General features: G+C 73.3%; 21 protein-coding genes. 4 read left to right on the forward strand and 17 right to left on the reverse strand.

Going from position 1 to position 19,178, the window contains the following annotated elements; translation table 11 throughout:
• The first annotated feature begins 512 nt into the window (after positions 1-512).
• From AB0I72_RS09890 to AB0I72_RS09900, 3 genes are all read left to right on the forward strand, one after another.
• Positions 513-1,160: a class I SAM-dependent methyltransferase gene (locus tag AB0I72_RS09890; RefSeq protein ID WP_358565044.1), complete on the forward strand. Its 648-nt coding sequence runs from the start codon at positions 513-515 to the stop codon at positions 1,158-1,160.
• A 103-nt stretch (positions 1,161-1,263) separates the two neighbouring features.
• Positions 1,264-1,965, forward strand: a complete 702-nt coding sequence (locus tag AB0I72_RS09895) for a CBS domain-containing protein (protein WP_358565047.1) — start codon at positions 1,264-1,266, stop codon at positions 1,963-1,965.
• A gap of 106 nt (positions 1,966-2,071) precedes the next feature.
• Positions 2,072-2,968, forward strand: coding sequence for a phosphorothioated DNA-binding restriction endonuclease (locus tag AB0I72_RS09900; RefSeq protein ID WP_358565050.1), 897 nt, complete (start codon positions 2,072-2,074; stop codon positions 2,966-2,968).
• Positions 2,969-2,976: 8 nt separating this feature from the next.
• Here AB0I72_RS09900 and AB0I72_RS09905 read toward each other — a convergent pair whose 3' ends face one another.
• On the reverse strand, positions 2,977-3,348 hold the full coding sequence (locus tag AB0I72_RS09905; RefSeq protein WP_358565053.1) for a calmodulin: 372 nt from the start codon (positions 3,346-3,348) through the stop codon (positions 2,977-2,979).
• 270 nt (positions 3,349-3,618) lie between these two features.
• Between AB0I72_RS09905 and AB0I72_RS09910 the strand changes: the two genes are divergently transcribed.
• Positions 3,619-4,566 carry a cation diffusion facilitator family transporter gene (locus AB0I72_RS09910; protein WP_358565056.1) on the forward strand — a complete coding sequence of 316 codons (948 nt, stop codon included), beginning with the start codon at positions 3,619-3,621 and terminating at the stop codon, positions 4,564-4,566.
• A 13-nt stretch (positions 4,567-4,579) separates the two neighbouring features.
• Here the strand turns inward: AB0I72_RS09910 and asnB are convergent, their stop codons facing one another.
• From asnB to AB0I72_RS09990, 16 genes are all read right to left on the reverse strand, one after another.
• A complete protein-coding gene (asnB, locus tag AB0I72_RS09915; protein ID WP_358565059.1) occupies positions 4,580-6,439 on the reverse strand; it encodes an asparagine synthase (glutamine-hydrolyzing) in 1,860 nt (619 codons plus the stop codon).
• 44 nt (positions 6,440-6,483) lie between these two features.
• The gene (locus AB0I72_RS09920) at positions 6,484-7,959 is read right to left on the reverse strand and encodes an oligopeptide:H+ symporter (protein WP_358565062.1); all 1,476 of its coding nucleotides are present in this window, start codon (positions 7,957-7,959) and stop codon (positions 6,484-6,486) included.
• Positions 7,956-9,002: a ketoacyl-ACP synthase III family protein gene (locus AB0I72_RS09925; RefSeq protein ID WP_358565065.1), complete on the reverse strand. Its 1,047-nt coding sequence runs from the start codon at positions 9,000-9,002 to the stop codon at positions 7,956-7,958. The genes AB0I72_RS09920 and AB0I72_RS09925 overlap by 4 nt, the downstream gene beginning before the upstream one ends.
• Before the next feature lie 25 nt (positions 9,003-9,027).
• Complete coding sequence (locus AB0I72_RS09930; protein ID WP_358565067.1) at positions 9,028-10,365, reverse strand: acetyl-CoA carboxylase biotin carboxylase subunit; 1,338 nt, start codon at positions 10,363-10,365, stop codon at positions 9,028-9,030.
• Between the two features lie 11 nt (positions 10,366-10,376).
• The gene (locus AB0I72_RS09935) at positions 10,377-10,943 is read right to left on the reverse strand and encodes a biotin/lipoyl-containing protein (RefSeq protein WP_358565070.1); all 567 of its coding nucleotides are present in this window, start codon (positions 10,941-10,943) and stop codon (positions 10,377-10,379) included.
• Positions 10,940-12,850, reverse strand: a complete 1,911-nt coding sequence (locus AB0I72_RS09940) for an acetyl-CoA carboxylase carboxyltransferase subunit alpha (protein ID WP_358565073.1) — start codon at positions 12,848-12,850, stop codon at positions 10,940-10,942. The genes AB0I72_RS09935 and AB0I72_RS09940 overlap by 4 nt, the downstream gene beginning before the upstream one ends.
• A gap of 2 nt (positions 12,851-12,852) precedes the next feature.
• Positions 12,853-13,170, reverse strand: a complete 318-nt coding sequence (locus AB0I72_RS09945; RefSeq protein ID WP_358565076.1) for an antibiotic biosynthesis monooxygenase — start codon at positions 13,168-13,170, stop codon at positions 12,853-12,855.
• A complete protein-coding gene (locus AB0I72_RS09950; RefSeq protein ID WP_358565079.1) occupies positions 13,167-13,499 on the reverse strand; it encodes an antibiotic biosynthesis monooxygenase in 333 nt (110 codons plus the stop codon). Before AB0I72_RS09950 ends, AB0I72_RS09945 begins: the two co-directional genes overlap by 4 nt.
• Positions 13,500-13,501: 2 nt before the next feature.
• Positions 13,502-14,251, reverse strand: a complete 750-nt coding sequence (locus AB0I72_RS09955) for an SDR family NAD(P)-dependent oxidoreductase (protein WP_358565082.1) — start codon at positions 14,249-14,251, stop codon at positions 13,502-13,504.
• Between the two features lie 120 nt (positions 14,252-14,371).
• Complete coding sequence (locus AB0I72_RS09960) at positions 14,372-14,836, reverse strand: DUF1772 domain-containing protein (RefSeq protein WP_358565084.1); 465 nt, start codon at positions 14,834-14,836, stop codon at positions 14,372-14,374.
• A 70-nt stretch (positions 14,837-14,906) separates the two neighbouring features.
• On the reverse strand, positions 14,907-15,368 hold the full coding sequence (locus AB0I72_RS09965) for an SRPBCC family protein (RefSeq protein ID WP_358565087.1): 462 nt from the start codon (positions 15,366-15,368) through the stop codon (positions 14,907-14,909).
• A complete protein-coding gene (locus AB0I72_RS09970) occupies positions 15,365-15,625 on the reverse strand; it encodes an acyl carrier protein (protein WP_358565090.1) in 261 nt (86 codons plus the stop codon). The genes AB0I72_RS09965 and AB0I72_RS09970 overlap by 4 nt, the downstream gene beginning before the upstream one ends.
• A 10-nt stretch (positions 15,626-15,635) precedes the next feature.
• Complete coding sequence (locus AB0I72_RS09975) at positions 15,636-16,877, reverse strand: ketosynthase chain-length factor (protein WP_358565093.1); 1,242 nt, start codon at positions 16,875-16,877, stop codon at positions 15,636-15,638.
• Positions 16,874-18,145: a beta-ketoacyl-[acyl-carrier-protein] synthase family protein gene (locus AB0I72_RS09980; protein WP_358565096.1), complete on the reverse strand. Its 1,272-nt coding sequence runs from the start codon at positions 18,143-18,145 to the stop codon at positions 16,874-16,876. The genes AB0I72_RS09975 and AB0I72_RS09980 overlap by 4 nt, the downstream gene beginning before the upstream one ends.
• Positions 18,142-18,573 carry a cupin domain-containing protein gene (locus AB0I72_RS09985; protein ID WP_358565099.1) on the reverse strand — a complete coding sequence of 144 codons (432 nt, stop codon included), beginning with the start codon at positions 18,571-18,573 and terminating at the stop codon, positions 18,142-18,144. The genes AB0I72_RS09980 and AB0I72_RS09985 overlap by 4 nt, the downstream gene beginning before the upstream one ends.
• A 53-nt stretch (positions 18,574-18,626) precedes the next feature.
• Positions 18,627-18,950 carry a TcmI family type II polyketide cyclase gene (locus AB0I72_RS09990; protein ID WP_358565102.1) on the reverse strand — a complete coding sequence of 108 codons (324 nt, stop codon included), beginning with the start codon at positions 18,948-18,950 and terminating at the stop codon, positions 18,627-18,629.
• Positions 18,951-19,178: the final 228 nt, after the last annotated feature.

Consider the following 19,178-nt stretch of genomic DNA (forward strand, 5'->3'; position numbering starts at 1 on the left):
CGGGAACCGGCGCCGGGGGTCACGGGGGCGTGGCTGGTGGGGGAGGGGCACGACGGGGGCGGTCCTCTCCCCGGGCAGGGGCGAAGCGGGATAGATAATGAAAATGATAATCATTCTGTCAAGTCCCAGGTGAGGCGACCCCGCGATTCCGGCGCGTGCCCGGCGCGGCGGTGCCGATGCGCGGAGGTGAGGCTTCGTCGAGGAGGGGGCGACGAGCGGAGGAACGGCGGTGGTTCCTCGGGGGAGGAAGGCGCGCGGCCGGAGGGCGCACGGCCTGCGAGTGGCGGTCAGCGGGGTCGGCCGGGCGGACCCGCGCGAGCTCGACGGCACGGAGAGGCCGGAGCTGGGGTGGCCATGGTCGACGCCTTCGCCACCCGGTGGGACGACAACGGCTGGCGCGACCACCGGATCGTCTGGTTCCACCTCTCCCCCTGTCGCTCCGATTCGTGCCCAATCCACCACTTTGTGTGATGATGGAGCTGTCTGTGACCGAATGACCGAGGGGGTCCCGCATGGTCCAGAAAGTGATGTCGCTGCTGCACGAGACGTCCCCCTACGAACGCTTCCTCGCCGAGGGGACCGGGTTCGACCCGCAGGGGCGGGGCGCCGACCACCCGGTGTTCGCCCGGGAGATCTCCCGGCTCTCACCCGAGCTGATCATCGAGGTCGGCACGTGGACGGGCGCGTCGGCGCTGCACATGGCGAGGGTGGCGCGCGGCCTGGGGCTGACGACGGAGATCGTCTGCGTCGACAGCTTCCTGGGCGACGTCGAGCACTGGACGCTCCCGAGGCGGCGGTCCGAACTGCGACTGGAGTTCGGGTACCCGCAGATCTACCGCCAGTTCCTGGCCAACGTCGTGCACGCGGGGCTGGAGGAGATCATCACGCCGTTCCCGTGCACGAGCGCCCGCGCCGCCAGGATCCTCGACCGCGAGGGGGTGCGCTGCGACATCGCCTACCTCGACGCCGGGCACGAGTACCGCGACGTGATGACCGACATCCAGGACTACTGGGCGCTCGTGCGCGACGGCGGCGTGCTCATCGGGAGTGGCTTCCGGGCCGACCGTCCGGGGGTGAGGACGGCCGCGCGGGAGTTCGGCGCGGCGATCGGGCAGGACCCCGAGGTCGACGGGGACAGGTGGGTCCTGCGCAAGGAATGACCCCGCGCCCCCGGGACGAGCGGGAGTAGCCTGGAAGGGGACTCGACGGCCGCGCGTCCGTGTTCGCGCGGGTGGGCGGCCCGACGGACAAGGGGGGTCCGTGATGAGTACGGTCCGCAGCGTCATGACGTCCGAGGTCTTCTCCGTCACCGAGGACGCGGGTTACCGGGAGATCCTCGAAGCGCTGGTCGACCACCACGTGGGCGCGCTGCCCGTGACCGACGCCGAGGGGCGCGTGGTCGGGGTGGTCTCCGAGGAGGACCTGCTCCACAAGGAGGAGTTCAAGGGTGGTGACTACATCCCGCCGCCGCGGGCCCGGCTGCGTGCCCGACTGGGAGTCGGCGGCGCGGCGCGCGACAAGGCCCAGGCCACGAGCGCGGGCGAACTCATGACGCGGCCCGCCGTGACGGTCGGCCCCGACAGCAGTGTGGTCGAGGCGGCACGGGTGATGGAGCGGCGCGGCGTCAAGCACCTGCCGGTGGTGGACGAGGAGAGGCGTCTGGTCGGGATCGTGAGCCGGTCCGACCTGTTGCGGGTGTTCCTGCGCGGGGACGGCGAGATCAGGGACGAGGTGCGCGGTGAGATCACCGAGGTCCTGAACCGGGCGCGCGACGAGGAGCCGACCGCGACGGTCTCCGACGGCGTCGTCCACCTGACCGGGACCGTGCGGCTGCGCAGCGAGGCCCAGGAGCTGGTGCGCCGCGCCCAGCGGGTCGAGGGTGTGGTCACCGTCGACTCCGACCTCGACTGGCACGTCGACGACATCGTCCCCGAGCACGTCCGCTGGCGCTCCGTGACCCCGTAGCCGGACGTGCGGCGAGGGCCCCGGCCGCGCCGGGGCCCGCCCGAGCGCGACCGTCGGGGCCGCGCTCGCCCTTCGTGCCCGGAGCCGGGCGCGCTAGGGTCGCGGGATGGACTGGATCGACCGGGTCGCGGCGATCAGACGCTGGAACCGCAACGGTTATCGCGCCCCCCACAAGCCCCTCCTGCTCCTCTACGCGTTGGGGCACCACCAGCGCCACGGCGCTCGCCCCATCTCCTACAGCGAGGCCGAGCGGCACCTGGCCGCCCTGCTCCGGGAGTTCGGGCCTCCCCGGCGGACGTCGCCCGCCTACCCGTTCCACCACCTCGCCAGCGACGGCCTGTGGCGGGTCACCACCGTCGACGGCGAGCAGTGCGACGCCGACACCGCCGTCCGGCTGCGGGGCGAGGGCGCGCGCGGCAGCCTGAGCCCCGAGTTCTCCGCGGCGTTGTCGCAGGACCCGGGCCTGGCCGCCCGCATCGCGCGCTACCTCCTCGACGCGAACTTCGAACCCTCCCTCCACGCGGAGATCTGCACGCTCGCCGGGCTCGACCTGGAGAGCGGAATCGCCCGGCACGGCGGCGTCCGCTTCGTCGCGGGACGGCGCGACCCCGGTTTCCGCGACCTGGTGCTGGACGCCTACGACCACCGCTGCGCCTTCTGCGGCTATGACGGGTGGATCGACGGCGGTCCCGTGGCGCTGGAGGCCGCGCACGTGCGCTGGTGGGCGCTCGGCGGCCCCGACGACCTCGCCAACGGCCTGTGCCTGTGCTCGATCCACCACCGGCTGTTCGACAAGGGCGTCCTCGGGCTCTCACGCGACCACACCGTCGCCGTGTCGACCCGCTTCCAGGGGCGCTCCCCGGCCTCGGAGCGGCTGGTGTCCGCACTGGAGGGTCGTCCGCTGAACCGTCCGGGGGGCGCGGATCCGGCCGTCGAACCCGACCACGTCGACTGGCACGGCCGCGAGGTCTTCCGCGGCGACCACCTGGCCCTGGCCGGGTAGCCGGGGCGCTACCCGACCTCGCGCAGGACCGTGGACTTCCACGGGCACCAGATCGCGCCGGGCAGGAAACCGCGGCCGACGACGTCCAGGTGGTCGCCGACGTAGGCCGGGTGGGCGTCGCACACCTCGATCTCCGTCTGGAAGAAGGAGATGCTGGCGGGATCGAGGTGGAAGTCCCAGTCGGGGTTGTAGTCCACCTGCCTCCTGATGATCGTGCCCTTGACGTTGACCCTCTTCGTCTCGTCCCCGGAGACGATCCTGCGGGCGTGGGCGATCCGCTTCTCGTTGGTCAGCTTGATGACGAACTCGCTGTGCTCGGGGTACTGGAAGGCGAAGTAGACGGCGTCGGCCATGGAGAGCCCCTCGGATGCGTGGAACACGGTCGGGTCCGTCACCGGGAGGAGGGGTCGAGCGTGCGCGGGGCGGACGCTGAACAGGAGACTACATCGAGCGACCGCGTGAGTGCCGAGGGTCGCGCGTTCTCGGCGTGGGGCGTGTCGGCCCGTGATCCTTCACGGCGTTCGACGCGCGGTGCACGTGGCCGGGTGCGGCCAGCGGTCGGTGTCCGTTCACCTCCGGTATGACCTGCGGCACCCGTGATCGCTAGGATGCGACGCGGACTGAGCCGGAAGAGCAGAGAGAAGAGCACAGTGGCTGCTGATGGAAGTACCAAGGCCGTCGTGGTGGCGTTGGGGGCGAACCTCGGGATCGCCGTCACCAAGTTCGTGGCGTTCCTGCTCACGGGCTCCTCCTCCATGCTGGCGGAGTCCATCCACTCCGTCGCCGACTCCGGCAACCAGGGCCTGCTCCTCCTCGGCGGCAAGCGCGCCAGGCGCGACGCCACCGCCGCGCACCCCTTCGGCTACGGCCGCGAGCGCTACATCTACGCCTTCCTCGTCGCGATCGTCCTCTTCAGCGTCGGCGGCCTGTTCGCGCTCTACGAGGCCTGGCACAAGATCTCCGACCCGCACCCGATCGAGGACTGGCGCTGGGTCCCGGTCCTCGTCCTGGTGGTCGCGATCATCCTGGAGTCGATGGCCATGCGCACGGCCATCAAGGAGTCCAACGCCGTCCGCGGCAAGGCCAGCTGGGTCGACTTCATCCGCCGCTCCAAGTCGCCCGAACTGCCGGTCATCCTCCTGGAGGACGCGGGCGCCCTCCTCGGCCTGGTGTTCGCCCTCATCGGCGTCGGCCTGACCCTCATCACCGGCAACGGCGTCTGGGACGGCCTCGGCACCGCCGCGATCGGTCTCCTGCTCGTCGCGATCGCCATCGTCCTGGCCGTCGAGATGAAGAGCCTCCTGGTCGGCGAGTCCGCCACCGAGGAGCACGTCCGCCAGATCGAGAGCGCCATCTCCGCCACCGAGGACATCGACTCCGTCATCCACATGCGCACGATGCACCTGGGCCCCGAGGAGCTGCTGGTCGCGGCCAAGGTCGCCGTCGACGGCGAGGACGACGCGGCGCGCGTCGCCCGCGCCATCGACGCCGCCGAGGCGCGCGTCCGCCAGGAGGTGCCGATCGCCACGCTCATCTACATCGAGCCCGACCTCAGGCGCACGCTCCAGACCGCGGAGGAGACCGCCGCCGCCGAGTGACGGCGTCCGGACCCTAGAGCCGCAACCGCACCCCGTACACCTCCAGCCACGTGTTGAGCTGGATCACCATCTCCGCGTGGGTGCGGGCCACCCACACGCCGCGCCCGGAGACCAGCGCTCCGGGCGCGGCGGCCACCTTGGCGGTCGCGTCCCGGTCGATCAGGTCGGCGACCGGGGCGCCGGGGTCGTCGAGGATCCGCCGCAGCCGCCCGCACAGCTCCTCGGCGTAGACCACGTCCTGCACCACCGGGTACGGCGACTTGCGGCGCTCCAGCACCGACGTCGGCAGCACGTCGGCCAGCGCCGCCCGCAGGAGGCTCTTCTCCCGCCCGTCGAAGGACTTCATCGACCACGGCGCGTTGTACACGTACTCCACCAGCCGGTGGTCGCAGTAGGGCAGCCGCAGCGACAGCCCGACGGACTGCGCGATCGACTCGCTGTGCGGGACCAGCGTCTCCAGCCAGTTCGTGACGTTGACGTACCAGGCGTCGCGCATCCGCCGCTCGACCTCGGACTCGTCCGGCTGGTGCGGCACCCGCGCCATCGTCTCCCGGTACCGCTCGGCGCAGTACCCGTCCATGTCCAGCGACGCCAGCAGGTCCGGTGCGAGCAGGTCGGTGCCCAGGCCGTACCTCGCCCCCGTCCACCGGGCCATCGCGATCCACGGGAACGTGGGGGCGCGCAGCAGCTGCTCGTGCTCCAGCCACATCACCCCGCCGAACACCCCGTCGGCCGCGTCGCCCAGCAGCGCGAGGTCGGTGTGCTCGCGCACCGCCCGGCACAGCACGTACAGCGACGTGTTCATGTTCCCCAACGGGCTCGGCACGTCCTTGGCCCGCAGCGCGTTCCGCTGGACCAGCGGGTCGAGCAGGTCGGCGGTGTCGACCACGATGTCGGTGTGCTCGGCCCCGACCCGCGCGGCCATCTCCCGGACGAAGGGGGCGTCGGGCGTGCTCCACACCTCGTCGGCGCGGAAGTCCTCCTCCGAGCCGAAGGCCACCGAGAACGTGCGCAGCGGCCCCGCCCCGCGGTCGGCCAGCCGCCGCGCGGCCAGCGCGGTCACCCCGCTGGAGTCCAGCCCGCCGGAGAGCATCATCCCGACGGGGGAGGGGCCGCCGGTCTGCTCGCCCACCGCCTCGTCCAGCAGCGCGCGGACGGTGGCCACGGTGGTGTCGTGGTCGTCGGTGTGCGGAGCGGCCTCCAGCGACCAGTAGCGCTCCTCCCGCACGCCGTCGGTCCCCACGCGTACCAGGTGCCCCGGACGCACCTGGCGCATCCCCCGGAAGATCCCGTGGCCGGGGGTCCCCGCGTACGACAGGATCTCCCGCAGGCCGTCGAGGTCGACCGCGCTCTCCGTGCCGGGGTGGGCCAGCAGCGCCTTGCGTTCGGAGGCGAACAGCACGCCGTGTCCGCCGGGCAGGTAGAACAGCGGCTTGTTGCCCAGGCGGTCGCGGACCAGCAGGAGTTCCCCGCGGAGCACGTCCCACACCGCGAACGCGTAGATCCCCCGCAGCCGCTCGGCGCATCCGGAGCCCCACTCCAGGTACGCCGCGGCCACGATCTCCGTGTGTCCGCCGCCGGTCAGCCGGTGCCCGCGCGCGGTCAGCTCGCCCGCGAGCCCGTCCGCGTTGTACACCTCCCCGTCGAGGACGGCCACGGCCACCGCGCGCCCGTCCCGCTCGACGGTCAGCGGCGGTCCCTCACCCGAGTCGCCGCCCGGCGCCCCGCGCTGACCCAGCAGCGCCCGCTCGGAGTGCCACACCGCCTCGTGCTCCGGCCCCCGGCAGGCCGTCGCCGCGGTCATCGCCCTGATCACCGACCACTCACGCCGCAGGTCGCGTCCGTGGTCCACCCAGCCCGCTATCGCCGACATGTCGTTCCCTTCGCTTCGTGCGGCGGACCGGCGCCCGCCGTCGTCTACCGACCGGCGGCCAGGCGCCGCTGGAGCCCGCGCCGCGCGGCCCACACGGCGATCGCGGTGCACAGTCCGAGCCCGCCCAGGCACGTGAAGTAGACGGGCTCCCCGATGACGTCGACCAGCCGCGCCAGCTGCCCGCCCAGGGCCGCGCCCACCGCCGCGAACAGCCAGAACAGCCCGAGGACCTGCCCGTCCAGCCCACGCGGGGCCACGTGCGAGGCGAGGCTCAGCCCGACCGGCGCCACCGCCAGCTCACCGACCACGAGCAGCAGGTACACCCCCAGCAGCCACAGGGGCGACACCGGCCCCGCCTCCGCCCCGAGCGCGGCCACGGCCATGACCGCGAACGCCACGCCCCCGAACAGCAGGCCGCCGGAGAACTTCACCGCCGGGCCGACCCGCGACCCCAGCCGGACCCACAGGGCCGCGAACAGCGGCGCGAGCAGCAGCAGGAACAGGGGCTGCGCCGACTGGAACCAGCTCGCCGGAACCAGGAAGTCCGCCACCGTCCGGTGCACGGACTCCAGCGCGAACAGGTTGAGCAGCGCCGGACCCTGCGCGAACAGCAGCCAGAACACCGCCGACGCGATCAGCATCCAGACGAAGGCGCCCATCCGGGTCCGGTCGTCGCCGCTCCGGGGCAGGCGGCGCAGCAGGCGCGTGCAGTAGACGACCGGGACCGCCAGGACCCCGATCCCGACCAGCATGAGCACCCGTTCGGCGGTCAGCACACCGGTGAGCAGGCCCACGGCCACCGCCGCGGCGGGCAGCCCGCCCCACAGCGCGGTCCGCCGCAGGACCAGCCGCCGCTCCTCCTCCGTGGCGGGGTCGCCCGGCCGCGCCCCGACGTCGCCGAGCCCGCGCAGGCCCAGCACGTAGTGGACCAGCCCGAACGCCATGCCGACCGCCGCCACCCCGAACCCCAGGTGCCAGCCGATCCGCTCGGCCACGTATCCGGTGATCAGCGGTGCGAACAGCGCGCTGACCTGGATGCTGACGTAGAAGACCGAGAACGCCGCCTCGCGCCGCTCCGGTCTGCCCTCGAACATCCGGCCGACCATCGCGGCCATGCTCGGCTTGACCAGCCCGGTCCCGACCACGACCAGCCCGAGCCCCGCGTACAGCGACGGGCCCGCCGGCACGGCGAGCACGGTGTGCCCGCACATGATGAGCACCCCGCCCCACAGCGTGGCGCGGCGCGGTCCCAGGAGCCGGTCGCAGACCCACCCGCCCGGCAGGGACGCCATGAACACGAGCGCCATGTAGATCCCGACCAGCGCGGCGGCGCCTCCGTCCGCCATGCCCCGGCCGCCCCCCTCGGGGTCGGCGACCAGGTGGAGGTAGAGGATCGCCAGCAGACCGTAGAAGCTGAACCGCTCCCACATGTCGACGACGAACAGCGTCCCGAACCAGCGCGGGTACCCGAAGAAGGTCCGTTCGCGCGCCGGGGCCCGTCCGGAGGCGTTCGCGGTCACCGGCCCCGACCCCCCTCGGGGCGGTGCAGCAGCTCCACCACCGCCACCGACCACGTGAACCCCGCGCCCACGCCGACCAGCACGCACCGCTCGCCGGGCCGGAGCCCGCCGGAGGCCGCCAGGTGGTGCAGGCCCGCGAACTGGTCGCCCGCGCCCAGGTGCCCGATCCGGCGGCCCCACTCCCACGTGGTGCGCTCGGGGTCGATCTCGAACCGGTTGAGGAAGTGCGCCCGCATCCGGGCCAGCCCCAGGTGGGGCAGCACGAACCGGGCGACGTCCTCGATCTTGAGGTCCGCCTCGGACAGCGCCCGGTCGAGCGCCGCCTCCTGCCCGGCGTCGATCCGCTCCAGCACCGCGTCCAGTCCGTGGTCGGCGACGAACCCGCGCCGGGCCGCGTCGACGTCGACGGGCGTCCCGTGCTCCAGCGGCGCCGCCCCGAACGGCCGACGGCCGCGCTGCATGCCCTCCAGGCCGGGGTCGGCGGCGGTCACCAGGCTGACCAGCCGGGCGAACCCGCCCCGGTTCGACAGGACGAGGGCGGTCCCGCCGTCGCCGTAGACCGTCCCGGGGTCGGTCACCCACCGGTCGAAGCCGGGCGGGCAGAACCGGTCGCCGGTGGTGAGCAGGGCCGTGGAGCGCCCCTCACCCGCCGACAGGTACCCGGCGGCCAGCTCCAGGGCGGCCAGCCCGCCGTTGGAGAGCTGACGCACCTCGAACGCCGGGCCGTGCTCGACGGAAGCACCCCCGCCCAGGGCGACCCGCTGCACGTAGGACGCGGGCGCCCACATGTCGTGGCCCTGGTGGTAGGTCGAGGCGTGCAGCACCAGGTCGGCGCGGCCGACCCCCGCCCGCGCCAGCGCCTCCCGCGCCGCGCGCGCGGCCATCTCAGGCCCGGACGCGTCGTCGGACACGCAGACCGACTCGATGCCCGTCCGCCACACGTCGCTGCTCCGACACCACCCCTCGCGGACGGCGTCCTCCACCCGCACGGTCGGGGGCAACCACCGCCCCGTTCCGGCGACGTACATTCGCGCGTACCTCACCCCGCGCTCCCTTCCGCCCGATCCGTCACGGGAACATGTCCTGGAGCAGCGACGTGTCGTGCTTGGCCCCCACGAACCGCGAGTCGGCCAGCACCTCGCGCAGCAGCGGCGCGGTCGTGCGCACGCCCGGTCCGGACACCCGCAGCTCGCTCAGCGCCCGGTCCATCCGGGCGATCGCCGCCCTCCGGTCCGGCGCCCACACCGCGACCTTCGCCAGCAGCGAGTCGTAGTCGGGCGTGATCGTCCACCCCGGGTACGCGTGCGTGTCGACCCGCGTGAACGGGCCGCCCGGCGGGTGGAACTCGGTGAGCGTGCCGGGCGTGGGCGCGAAGTCCCGCCGGGGGTCCTCGGCGTTGATCCGGCACTCGATGCTCGCGCCGTCGAGCGGCACCGCGTCCGTCTCCAGGGGGATCCCGGAGGTGACCCGGATCTGCTCGCGGACCAGGTCCACGCCGGTGACCATCTCGGTGACGGGGTGCTCGACCTGGATGCGGCAGTTGATCTCGATGAAGAAGAACTCCTCGCCGTCGACGAGGAACTCGAACGTGCCCGCGCCGGTGAACCCGACCGCCAGCGCGCCCCGCACCGCCGCCTCGCACATGCGCTCCACCGTCCGGGGCGACAGGCCCGGCGCCGGGGTCTCCTCGACCAGCTTCTGGTGGCGGCGCTGCACCGAGCAGTCCCGCGCCCCCAGGTGGACGCCGTTCCCGTGCTCGTCGCACAGGACCTGCACCTCGACGTGGCGCGCCGACTCCACGAAGCGCTCCAGGTACACGCGTCCGTCGCCGAACACCGCGCGGGCGCTGGCCACGCACTCGCGGAACGCGCGCGGCAGGTCGCGCGGGTCGTACACGACGCGCATCCCGCGCCCGCCGCCGCCCGCCACGGCCTTGACGATCACCGGGTAGCCGATCGCGTCCGCCGCCTCCTTGGCCGCGGCCGCGTTGGGCGGCGGGACCCGGCTGCCGGGCAGCACGGGCAGCCCGGCCCGCTCCATGAGGGAGCGCGCCCCCGCCTTGTCCCCGAGCTCGGCCATGACCCGGGGGCGGGGGCCGACGAAGGTCAGTCCGTTGGCCGCGCAGACCTCGGCGAAGTCGGGGTCCTCGGACAGGAACCCGTACCCCGGGTGCACGGCCTGGGCGCCGGCGCGGGCCGCCGCCTCGATGATCGACGGGATGTTGAGGTAGCTCTTCCTGGCGGGCGCCGGGCCGATGACGACGGTCTCGTCGGCGAACCGCGCGACGGCCGAGTCCCGGTCGGCGGTGGAGCACACGGCGATGGTGCGGATGCCCATCTCGCGGCAGGTGCGGGCCACGCGCAGGGCGATCTCGCCCCGGTTCGCGATGAGGATGCTGCCGATCACGTGCGTCTCCCTCACAGGTCCTCGGACGGTTCGGGCGCCACGGCGATGAGCGGCTGCCCGTACTCCACGGAGGTCCCGTCGGGGACGAGCACCTCCACGACCCGGCCGCGCACGTCCGACTCGATCGGGTTCATCAGCTTCATCGCCTCCAGGATCCCGATCTGCTGGCCCTTGTCGACGAGGTCGCCGGGGCTGACGAACGGCGCCGCCCCGGGTTCGGGCGCGTGGTAGAAGGTGCCGACCATGACGGCGGTGACGTGTCGGACGTCCTCCCCGCCGGCATCCGCCGCCCCGGCGGTATGCGCTCCGGCCAGTGGTGTCCCCACGGTCTGGACCGCCTGACCGGCACCGGGCGCGGGAGGCGGGGCCGCGGCCTCCGCCGGGGCTCCGGCCCACTCCAGTTCGACGACGGTCGGCCCGGACCGCACGGTCAGCCGCCGCAGCGGCCCGTGCGTGTCGCGGACCAGCGCCCCCGCCTGACGGCACAGCTCCGCGACGGACGGAGCCCCGTCCAGCGCGGGCGCGTCCTCGTCTGCGTCCGTGTCCCGTGCGGTGTGGTTGAGGGGTGTCTCGGTCACCGTGCCGACCTCCTGATCGGGTTCCGTCCGATGTCGCGGAAGCGCTGTCCGCGCTCGTGCAGAAGCTCGTCCTCCGAGCGGCCGTCCAGCTCGGCCAGGGCCGTGCGCAGGGCCTCGTGGAGCAGGTCGGCGGCGGCCACCGGATCGGTGTGCGCGCCCTCGCCCGGCTCCGGGACCACCGCGTCCACGGCGCCCATCCGCAGCAGTTCGCGGGCGTCCAGGCGCAACGCCGCCGCCGCGTCCTGGGCCATGGTGCCGTCGCGCCACAGGATCGCCGCGCAGCCCTCGGGGCTGATCACGGAGTAGACCGCCGAGGCCAGACACAGCACGCGGTCGGCGACGCCCAGGGCCAGCGCGCCCCCGCTGCCGCCCTCGCCGGTGACGACGCTGACCACCGGCACGGGCAGCTGCGACATCAGCCGGATGCTCTCCGCGATCGCCACCGCCTGCCCGCGCTCCTCGGCCTCCATGCCCGGGTACGCGCCCGGGGTGTCGATGAGGGTCACCACCGGGATCCGCAGCTTGGCGGCCAGCCGCATGAGCCGCGCCGCCTTCCGGTACCCGTCGGGGGTGGGCATCCCGAAGTTGCGGGCGACGCGCTCCCGGGTGGTGTGGCCCTTCTGGTGGCCGATCACCATGACCGTGCGCCCGTCCAGCAGCCCCATCCCGCCGACGATCGCCGGGCAGTCGCCCGCGATCCGGTCGCCGTGCAGCTCCTGGAAGCCGTCGAGCAGGTGGGAGACGTAGTCGAGCGCGGTGGGCCGACTCTCGTGCCGGGCGGCGCGGACCGACTCCCACGCGTCGCGCTCGGGCAGGTCCTCGAACCGGCGGATCAGCGTGTCCGGCCCCGGCTCGGACCCCCGGTCCGGCCGGGCCGCCCGCACGAGGCCGGCCAGGGTCGACCGCAGCTCCGCGCGCGGGCGGACGTCGTCCACCAGGCCCTTGCCCAGCAGGAACTCGGCGGTCTGGAAGCCCTCGGGCAGCGACTGCCCGATGGTCTGGGCGATGACGCGCGGACCCGCGAAGCCCATGCGCGCACCGGGCTCGGCGACGATGACGTCGGCCAGCGTGGCGAACGAGGCCGCCACGCCGCCGTAGGTCGGGTCGGTGATGACCGAGACAGTGAGCACCCCCGCCCGGTCCAGGGCGGCCAGGGCCTGGCTGGTCTTGGCCATCTGTAGGAGGGACAGGACGCCCTCCTGCATCCGCGCCCCTCCGGAGGCGGTCACCAGGACCAGCGGCGTGCGCGTGCGCAGGGCGGTCTCGGCGGCGTCGGCGATGCCCTCGCCCACGGCCGTGCCCAGACTGCCGCCCATGAACGCGAAGTCCAGGACGCACACGACGACCGGGTGCCCTTCGATCGTCCCGGTGGCCTGGAGCAGCGCGTCGTCCATTCCGGTGTCCGCGCGGGCCTCGCGCAGCCGGTCGGCGTAGGGCCGCAGATCGGCGAAGCCCAGGGGGTCCTCGGGCGGGTGCGGGCTGGTCAGCACCGTCGCGGAGCCCTCGTCGAGGAGCTGCGCCAGGCGTTCCGGCGCGGTCAGGCGGGAATGGTGGCCGCACTCCGAGCACACCCCGAGGTCGCGTCGGAACCTCTTGGCGTACAGCAGCGCGGAGCAGCGGCCGCAGGTCACCCAGTCGGCGGCCGTGGCCGTGGGTTCGATCGTCTCCGTCATGTCCACTCCTCCCTCCGCCGGTCGCGGGGGCCGTCGGGGGCGTCGTTGGCGTGGGTGTCGGTCGGGGGCGGGCGGAGCGCCCGGAGGCAGGCCGAACTCGGCCGCCCCCGGACCGTAGGGGGTCGGGGAGTGGTGCCAGCCGTACGCGGCCAGCGCCCACCCGGCCCAGCGCAGCCCCGCCAGCAGCCGTCGCCGCGGGTCCTGGGGGGCCGGGTGGTCGCTCGGCGTCGCCATCGTCACTCCCCGCCGAACGCGTCCCTGACCTCGTAGACCTCGAAGAACCGGTCGCGTTCGCGGTCCTGGAAGGGGCGCAGCGGCGCCGTCGCCGTGCGGTGGTCCGCGCCGCGCTCCCAGTCCAGGAAGGCGGCGAGGCTCTCCCACTCGCTCATCACCAGCAGTCGACCGGCGTCGTCCACCGCGCCCAGCAGTTCGTTGCCGAGCAGACCGGGGGTTCCGGCCAACTCCTCGCTGATCGCGCGGTAGGCGTCCTCGACCGCGCCGGGGCCGTCGTCGGGCGCCCGGTGCCAGATGAGCACCCGTGCGCGCCCGCTCACCCGCGCGTCCCGACCAGCTCGTGGACCACGTTCATCGTGTACATCGCCCCGCCGCGCCGGTACGGGTGCAGCTTGGTCCGGTGCTGGACGTGCTCGTCGCTGTGCTCGAACTCGCGGAAGCGCTTCTCGTCGACCCAGTCGCTGACGACGTAGTAGACGCTCTCCTCGTCACTGCTCCGGAGCAGCCACTGGCCGAGGTTGGCGGGGTGGTCGGTGATGACGTTGCCGATGGACAGCCACGTGTCCTCGAACCCCTTCTCCATGCCGGGGTTGAGTTCGAAGCGCAGCAGGACGCGGAACATGGTGTTCTCCTCGTTGGTGTGCTTCATGGCTAGATTCCGCCGTCGACGGGGATGGTGGCGCCCGTGACGTACCGGGACAGGTCGCTGGCCAGGAAGAGGACGGCGCCGCCGATCTCCTCGGGGGTGCCCAGGCGGCCCAGGGAGGTCAGCTGGCGGTAACGGGCCTGGAGCTGCTCGTACTTCTCCTTGGGCAGCTTGGCCGCCTCCTCGGTCTCGATCACACCGGGCTCGACGACGTTGACGCGGATGCCGCGCCCGCCGAGCTCCTTGCACAGCGACCGGGACAGGCCGATGAGACCGGCCTTGGCGGCGGTGTAGTGGGAACGGGTGGGGATGCCGACCGTGGCGACCCGCGAGCCGATGTTGACGATCGACCCGCCCTCGCCCATGAGCGGCAGCGCGGCCTGGATGACCAGGAACGCGCCGGTCAGGTGGGTGTCGACGACGCGGTGCCACTCGTCCTCGGCCAGCTCGTCGTAGGGGACGTGGCTGATCACGCCGGCGTTGTTGACGACCGTGTCCAGGCGGCCGTACCGGGTGCGGCACTCCGCGACGAGCCGGTCCACGTCCTCCTTGGAGCGCACGTCGGCTCGGACCACGTGGTGGTCGCCGGGGATCTCCTTGAGCTCCTGCTCCAGTTCGCGGACGGCCTCGCTCTCGGTCCGGTAGCAGGCGGTGACGTTGGCCCCGGCCCGGGCCAGGGTGAGGACGACGGCGCGGCCGATCCCTCGGGATCCACCGGTGACCAGGGCGTTCTTTCCGGACAGGGAGGCGTTCATGGGTTCCTCTTCCTACGTCGGCGGGGGATGCGGGCGGTGCGGTGCCAGGGGGGCCGGGACGGTGCCAGGTGTCCCGGGGGGTCAGGGGTGCGCCGGCGCGGCGCCGGGGCACGGCGGCGGTCAGGCCAGGACGGAGCCCAGCAGCAGGGCGTTGCACACCAGGGCGGCGGCGGCCAGCGCCGTGCGGACGGCGTTCCAGTCCCGCCAGCGCCTGCGCGGGTCGACCGACTCCCAGTCCTCGGGGAGGTCGTCGGGGTCCAGCCGGGCGACCCAGCGGTTGATGGGGACGTTCTTGGTGAGGGACACGGTGATCGCAGCGACGAGCAGCAGCGCGGCGGCGCCCGCGAGGACCCGCGCCGTCGCGTGCGGTGCGGCCAGGACGAGCAGCGCGTCGCTGACCAGCGCCGTGAGCAGGCAGATCGGCATGAACGGGTCGAAGCGGGAGACCAGGAACATGTGCACGGGCACGTACTGCTCCCGGGGGAGGCGGAGCAGGAGCGGGGCTCCGCCGAGGAAGGCGATCATCATGCCCCCCGTCACCAGCCCGCTGCCGACCATCGCGAGCGGCAGAAGGATCCAGGCCATGGTCATCTCCAGTCGGAGCCCTCCGGGGCGGGGCCGACGCCGGGCGGCGCCGCGGCCGTCGGCCGCGCGCTCAGGAGGACCGGTTCCGTGCGGCCTTCTCGACCTGTTCCTTGATGTGCGGCATCTGCTCGGCGGTGTTCCCGCGGATGTGCTCGGCCATGGCGTCGTCGTCGAAGGGCATCTCGTCCTTGACGTGGAACTCCTGGACCCAGCGCATCTCCACGCCGCCGTCGACGGGGAGGTACTCCCAGTAGATGTTCATGAACTCGAACGGCCCGGTCTCGACGCGGTGCGCCCGCACCGTGCGGCTCTCCCGGTCGGGGGTCCGCTCGGAGACCCAGCTCCAGACCTTGCCGTCCTCGTCCGGGTGCAGGGCGAGCCGGAACCGGACGGTGTCGCCGCGGCGCTCCAGGATCTCCGCCTCGGCGTACTCGGTGAACAGCTCCGGCCACGACTCGACGTCGTTGGTCATGTCCCACACCAGGTCCATGGGGGCGTCGATGACGATGGTCGCCTCGGTGCGCGCGCTCACGAGCCCACCACCTCCACGCGGGAGTTGACGTAGTCGATGAAGGCGCGCGGGGTCTCCAGGTCGCCGAGGTCCTCCTCGGGCAGGGAGAGCCCGAACTCCTTCTCCACCTTGTTGGCGATCTCCATGACCGCGAGGGAGTCGTAGCCCAGCTCGGGGAACGGGGTGTCGAGGATGTCGCCGTCCAGGTCGACCGTGTCGTCGACGCCGACGGACTCGCGGGTGACCCGGCGGAAGACGTCGGGGGTGAATCGTGTCATCTGTGCCTCCTCAGGACGCGTGTTCGGTCGTGCTCTCGGGTCCGCGCACCACCAGCGCGGAGTTGAAGCCCCCGTAGCCGCGGGCCAGGACCAGGGCCGTGCGCAGCTCGCGCGCGGTGCGCGGTTCGCCGCGGACCAGGTCGACGTCGCACCCGGGGGCGAGCGCGGTGACGTTGGCGGTCGGCGGGATCACCCCGTCGCGGCAGGACAGCAGGGCGGTGACGACGTCCAGCGGGCCCGCGCCCGCCGACAGCCGTCCGGTGAGCGTCTTGGGCGCGGTCACCGGCACCCCGCGCGGGCCGAAGACCGCGGTGATCGCCTCCGCCTCGGCGCGGTCCAGGTCCGGGACCCCGGCGGCGTCCGCGAACACGACGTCGACGTCACCGGGCTCCAGGCCGGCGTCGGCCAGGGCGCCGCGCGCCGCCGCCTCCAGCGCGGGCGGCCGACCGCTGCCCGGACGCGGGTCGAAGGTCGACGCGTAGCCGAGCACGCTCCCGTGGTCCTGCCGGACACCGCGCCCGCGCGCGCCCTCCTCCGTCTCCAGGACGAGGATCGCCCCGCCCTCGCCGAGGACGTGGCCGGTGGCGTCCGGTGAGAACGGCAGGAACGCGCGGCCGGGGTCGTCGGCGGTGGTCAGCCGCCCGGTCGGGATCTGGGAGACCAGACCGGCCGGGGACATCGCCGACTCCGTGCCGCCCGCCAGGACCAGGCTCTGGGCCTGTCCCAGCACCCGCCGCGCGTGGCCGAGCGCGTCGAGCCCGCCCGCCTGGTCGGCGACGAGCACCCCGCAGTGCCCGCGCAGCTTGTGCCGGATGGAGAGCTGGCCGCTGGTCGCCGCGTAGAACCACGCGATCGACATGTACGCGCTCATGTTCTTCGGGCCGGTGCTCCAGAGGACCTCCAGCTCCCGCTGGCCGAACTCCACCCCGCCGGTGCTGTTCGCGGTGACCACGCCCATCTCGTACTCGGGCAGCTCGGTCGGCTCGGCGCCCGCGTCGGCGAGCGCCTCGGCGGCCGCGGCGAAGGCCAGGTGGCTCATGGTCGAGGTCTCCGCCATCAGGCGGCTGGGGACGTGCTCGGCCGGGTCGAAGCCGGCGACCTCCCCGGCCAGCGTCACCGGGTACTGGGAGCAGTCGAAGCGGCGGATCCGGTCGATCCCGCTCTTGCCCGCCAGCGTCGCCGCCCAGTACGCCTGGACGCCGACGCCGTTGGGGGCGACCACCCCCAGACCGGTCACACGTACGGCGCTCATACGGAGCCTCCTCGCGGTGCGGCCATGACGATCGCGCTCTGGAACCCGCCGAAGCCGCTGCCCACCGACAGCGCCACGTCGGTGCGCTGGTCGCGCGCGGTCACCGGGACGTAGTCGAGGTCGCACTCGGGGTCCCGGTTGCGCAGGTTGGCGGTGGGCGGGATGACGTCGTGCTCGATCGCCAGTGCGCAGGCGGCCGCCTCGATCGAGCCGATCGCGCCCAGGGAGTGGCCGACCATCGACTTGATGCCGCTCATCGGCGTGCGGTAGGCGTGCTCGCCCAGGCTCGCCTTGACGGCGGCGGTCTCGTGGCGGTCGTTCTGCCTGGTGCCCGAGCCGTGCGCGTTGACGTAGTCGACGTCGGTCGGGTCGAGCCGTGCCTGGTCCAGGGCGACGCGGATCGCCTCGGCCATCTCGCGGCCGTCGGGCTTGAGGCCGGTCATGTGGAAGGCGTTGGCGCGCGTGGCGTACCCGCTGATCTCGCAGTACACGTGCGCGCCGCGCCTGCGCGCGGCGTCCGCGCGTTCCAGGACGAACATCGCCGACCCCTCGCCCAGGACCAGACCGTTGCGCTCGGCGTCGAAGGGTCGGCAGGCCTCGGCGGGGTTGTCGTTGGTGATCGAGGTGGCGCGGATGGCGTCGAAGCAGGCCACGGTGATGGGCGAGATCGGCGCGTCGGTCGAGCCCGCGATCACCACGTCGGCGCTGCCCTCGCGGACCAGCTCCGCCGCGTAGCCCAGGGCGTCGATCCCCGACGTGCACCCGGAGGAGACCACGTGCGCCGCGCCCTCCGCGCCGCACGCCCAGGCCACCTCGCGGGCCATCGCGCTGGGGGTGAAGTAGTCGTAGATGTGCGGCACCGCGTACTCGTGGTCCACCAGCCACTTGCGGCCGCCGTCGCTGACGACCGTGTACTCCTTCTCCAGGCCCATCGTGCAGCCGACCGCGTTGCCGACGCTGACCGCGGTGCGTCCGGGCGTCAGGTCGCCGACGGTCAGCCCGCTGTCGCGCAGGGCCTCGCCCGTGCAGACCACGGCGAACTGGGTCGCGCGGTCCATGCGCCGGACCTCCTGCGGCGTCAGCCCGGCCGCGACCGGGTCGAAGTCGGCCTCGGCGGCGATCCGGCACCGGAACCCGGTGGTGTCGAAGAACGTGATCGCGCGCGTGGCGGTGCGCCCGGCGGTGACGCTCTCCCAGAAGGCCTCCCGGCCGACGCCGCCCGGGGCGATCACGCCGATGCCGGTGACGGCCACCGCGTGCCCGCTCATCGGACGCCTCCCACCTGGGCGGCCGGGCCCTCCGGGGCCGTCGGCAGGTGCTCCAGGTCGACGTGGCCCAGCTCGGGGCGCGGGGCCAGCGGGCCGAGGTGGAACACCACGTGCGCCGTCTCGGACCCGGGGTTGCGGACCCGGTGCCGCTCGCCGATCGGGACCATGAGCGCGTCGCCCGCGCCCAGTTCGATCTCCTCGTCCGCCACCCGCATCACGACCGTGCCGCGCACGACGTAGACGAACTCCTCCGAGTAGGGGTGGGTGTGCTCGCACACGTACTCACCGGGTCCCAGGGTGAGCGTTCCTCCGAACCCCGACGTGGACGTCACCGTCCTCGGGCTGAGCAGGACGCGTACCTCGCCCCCGCGTCTGCGGTCGGGCTGGACGTCGCGCTCCGACACCTTCACCACCGGTGCGGCGGCCATGGGCTGCTCCGTTTCCGCGCATTCCTGGGGGGTCTCCACGTGTCCGCCGCCGCTCATGTGGCCGGTGTCCACGAGTAGAAGGCCTCGGCCATGGCGTCCTTGGGTTCCGCCCAGGCCGGGTCGTAGGGGCTGATGAACCGCGCCAGCCGGTGGTGGATGTCCTCGTACAGGGGGTGGCTGCGCGCGCGGTAGAGGTTTCCGGTGATGTCCTCGTCGGCCTCGACCAGGTGGAAGTAGAGGTCGTGGAACCGGAACAGCGTGCGCCGGTCGACGCCGATCAGGTGCGGCAGTTCGGTCGCGTCGGAGTCGGCGAAGACCTGGGCGACGTCAGCGGCGTCACCCGGGTTCATGCGCGCGACGATGAGTGTTCGGTGCATGCCTGGGGCCTCTCCACGGGTGCGGCCCCGCCGGGCGCCGCCCGGGCTGGCCGGGCGTCGGCGGGTGTGCTGGGAGCACGGTCCCGCAGAGATTCGCAGTCGCCGGTCGTAGTTCCTTAAATGCGCGGAAGAAAGCGCTCCAGGGATCCTCGACCCCCGTTCCAGACGAGTGCGACGCCCGGGTGGGTTAGTGGGGGCGACCGGAATTCGCGGAAGGGAGACGCGGTG

The sequence above is a fragment of the Nocardiopsis sp. NPDC049922 genome (genome assembly GCF_040660275.1).
Classification (GTDB): Bacteria; Actinomycetota; Actinomycetes; order Streptosporangiales; family Streptosporangiaceae; genus Nocardiopsis.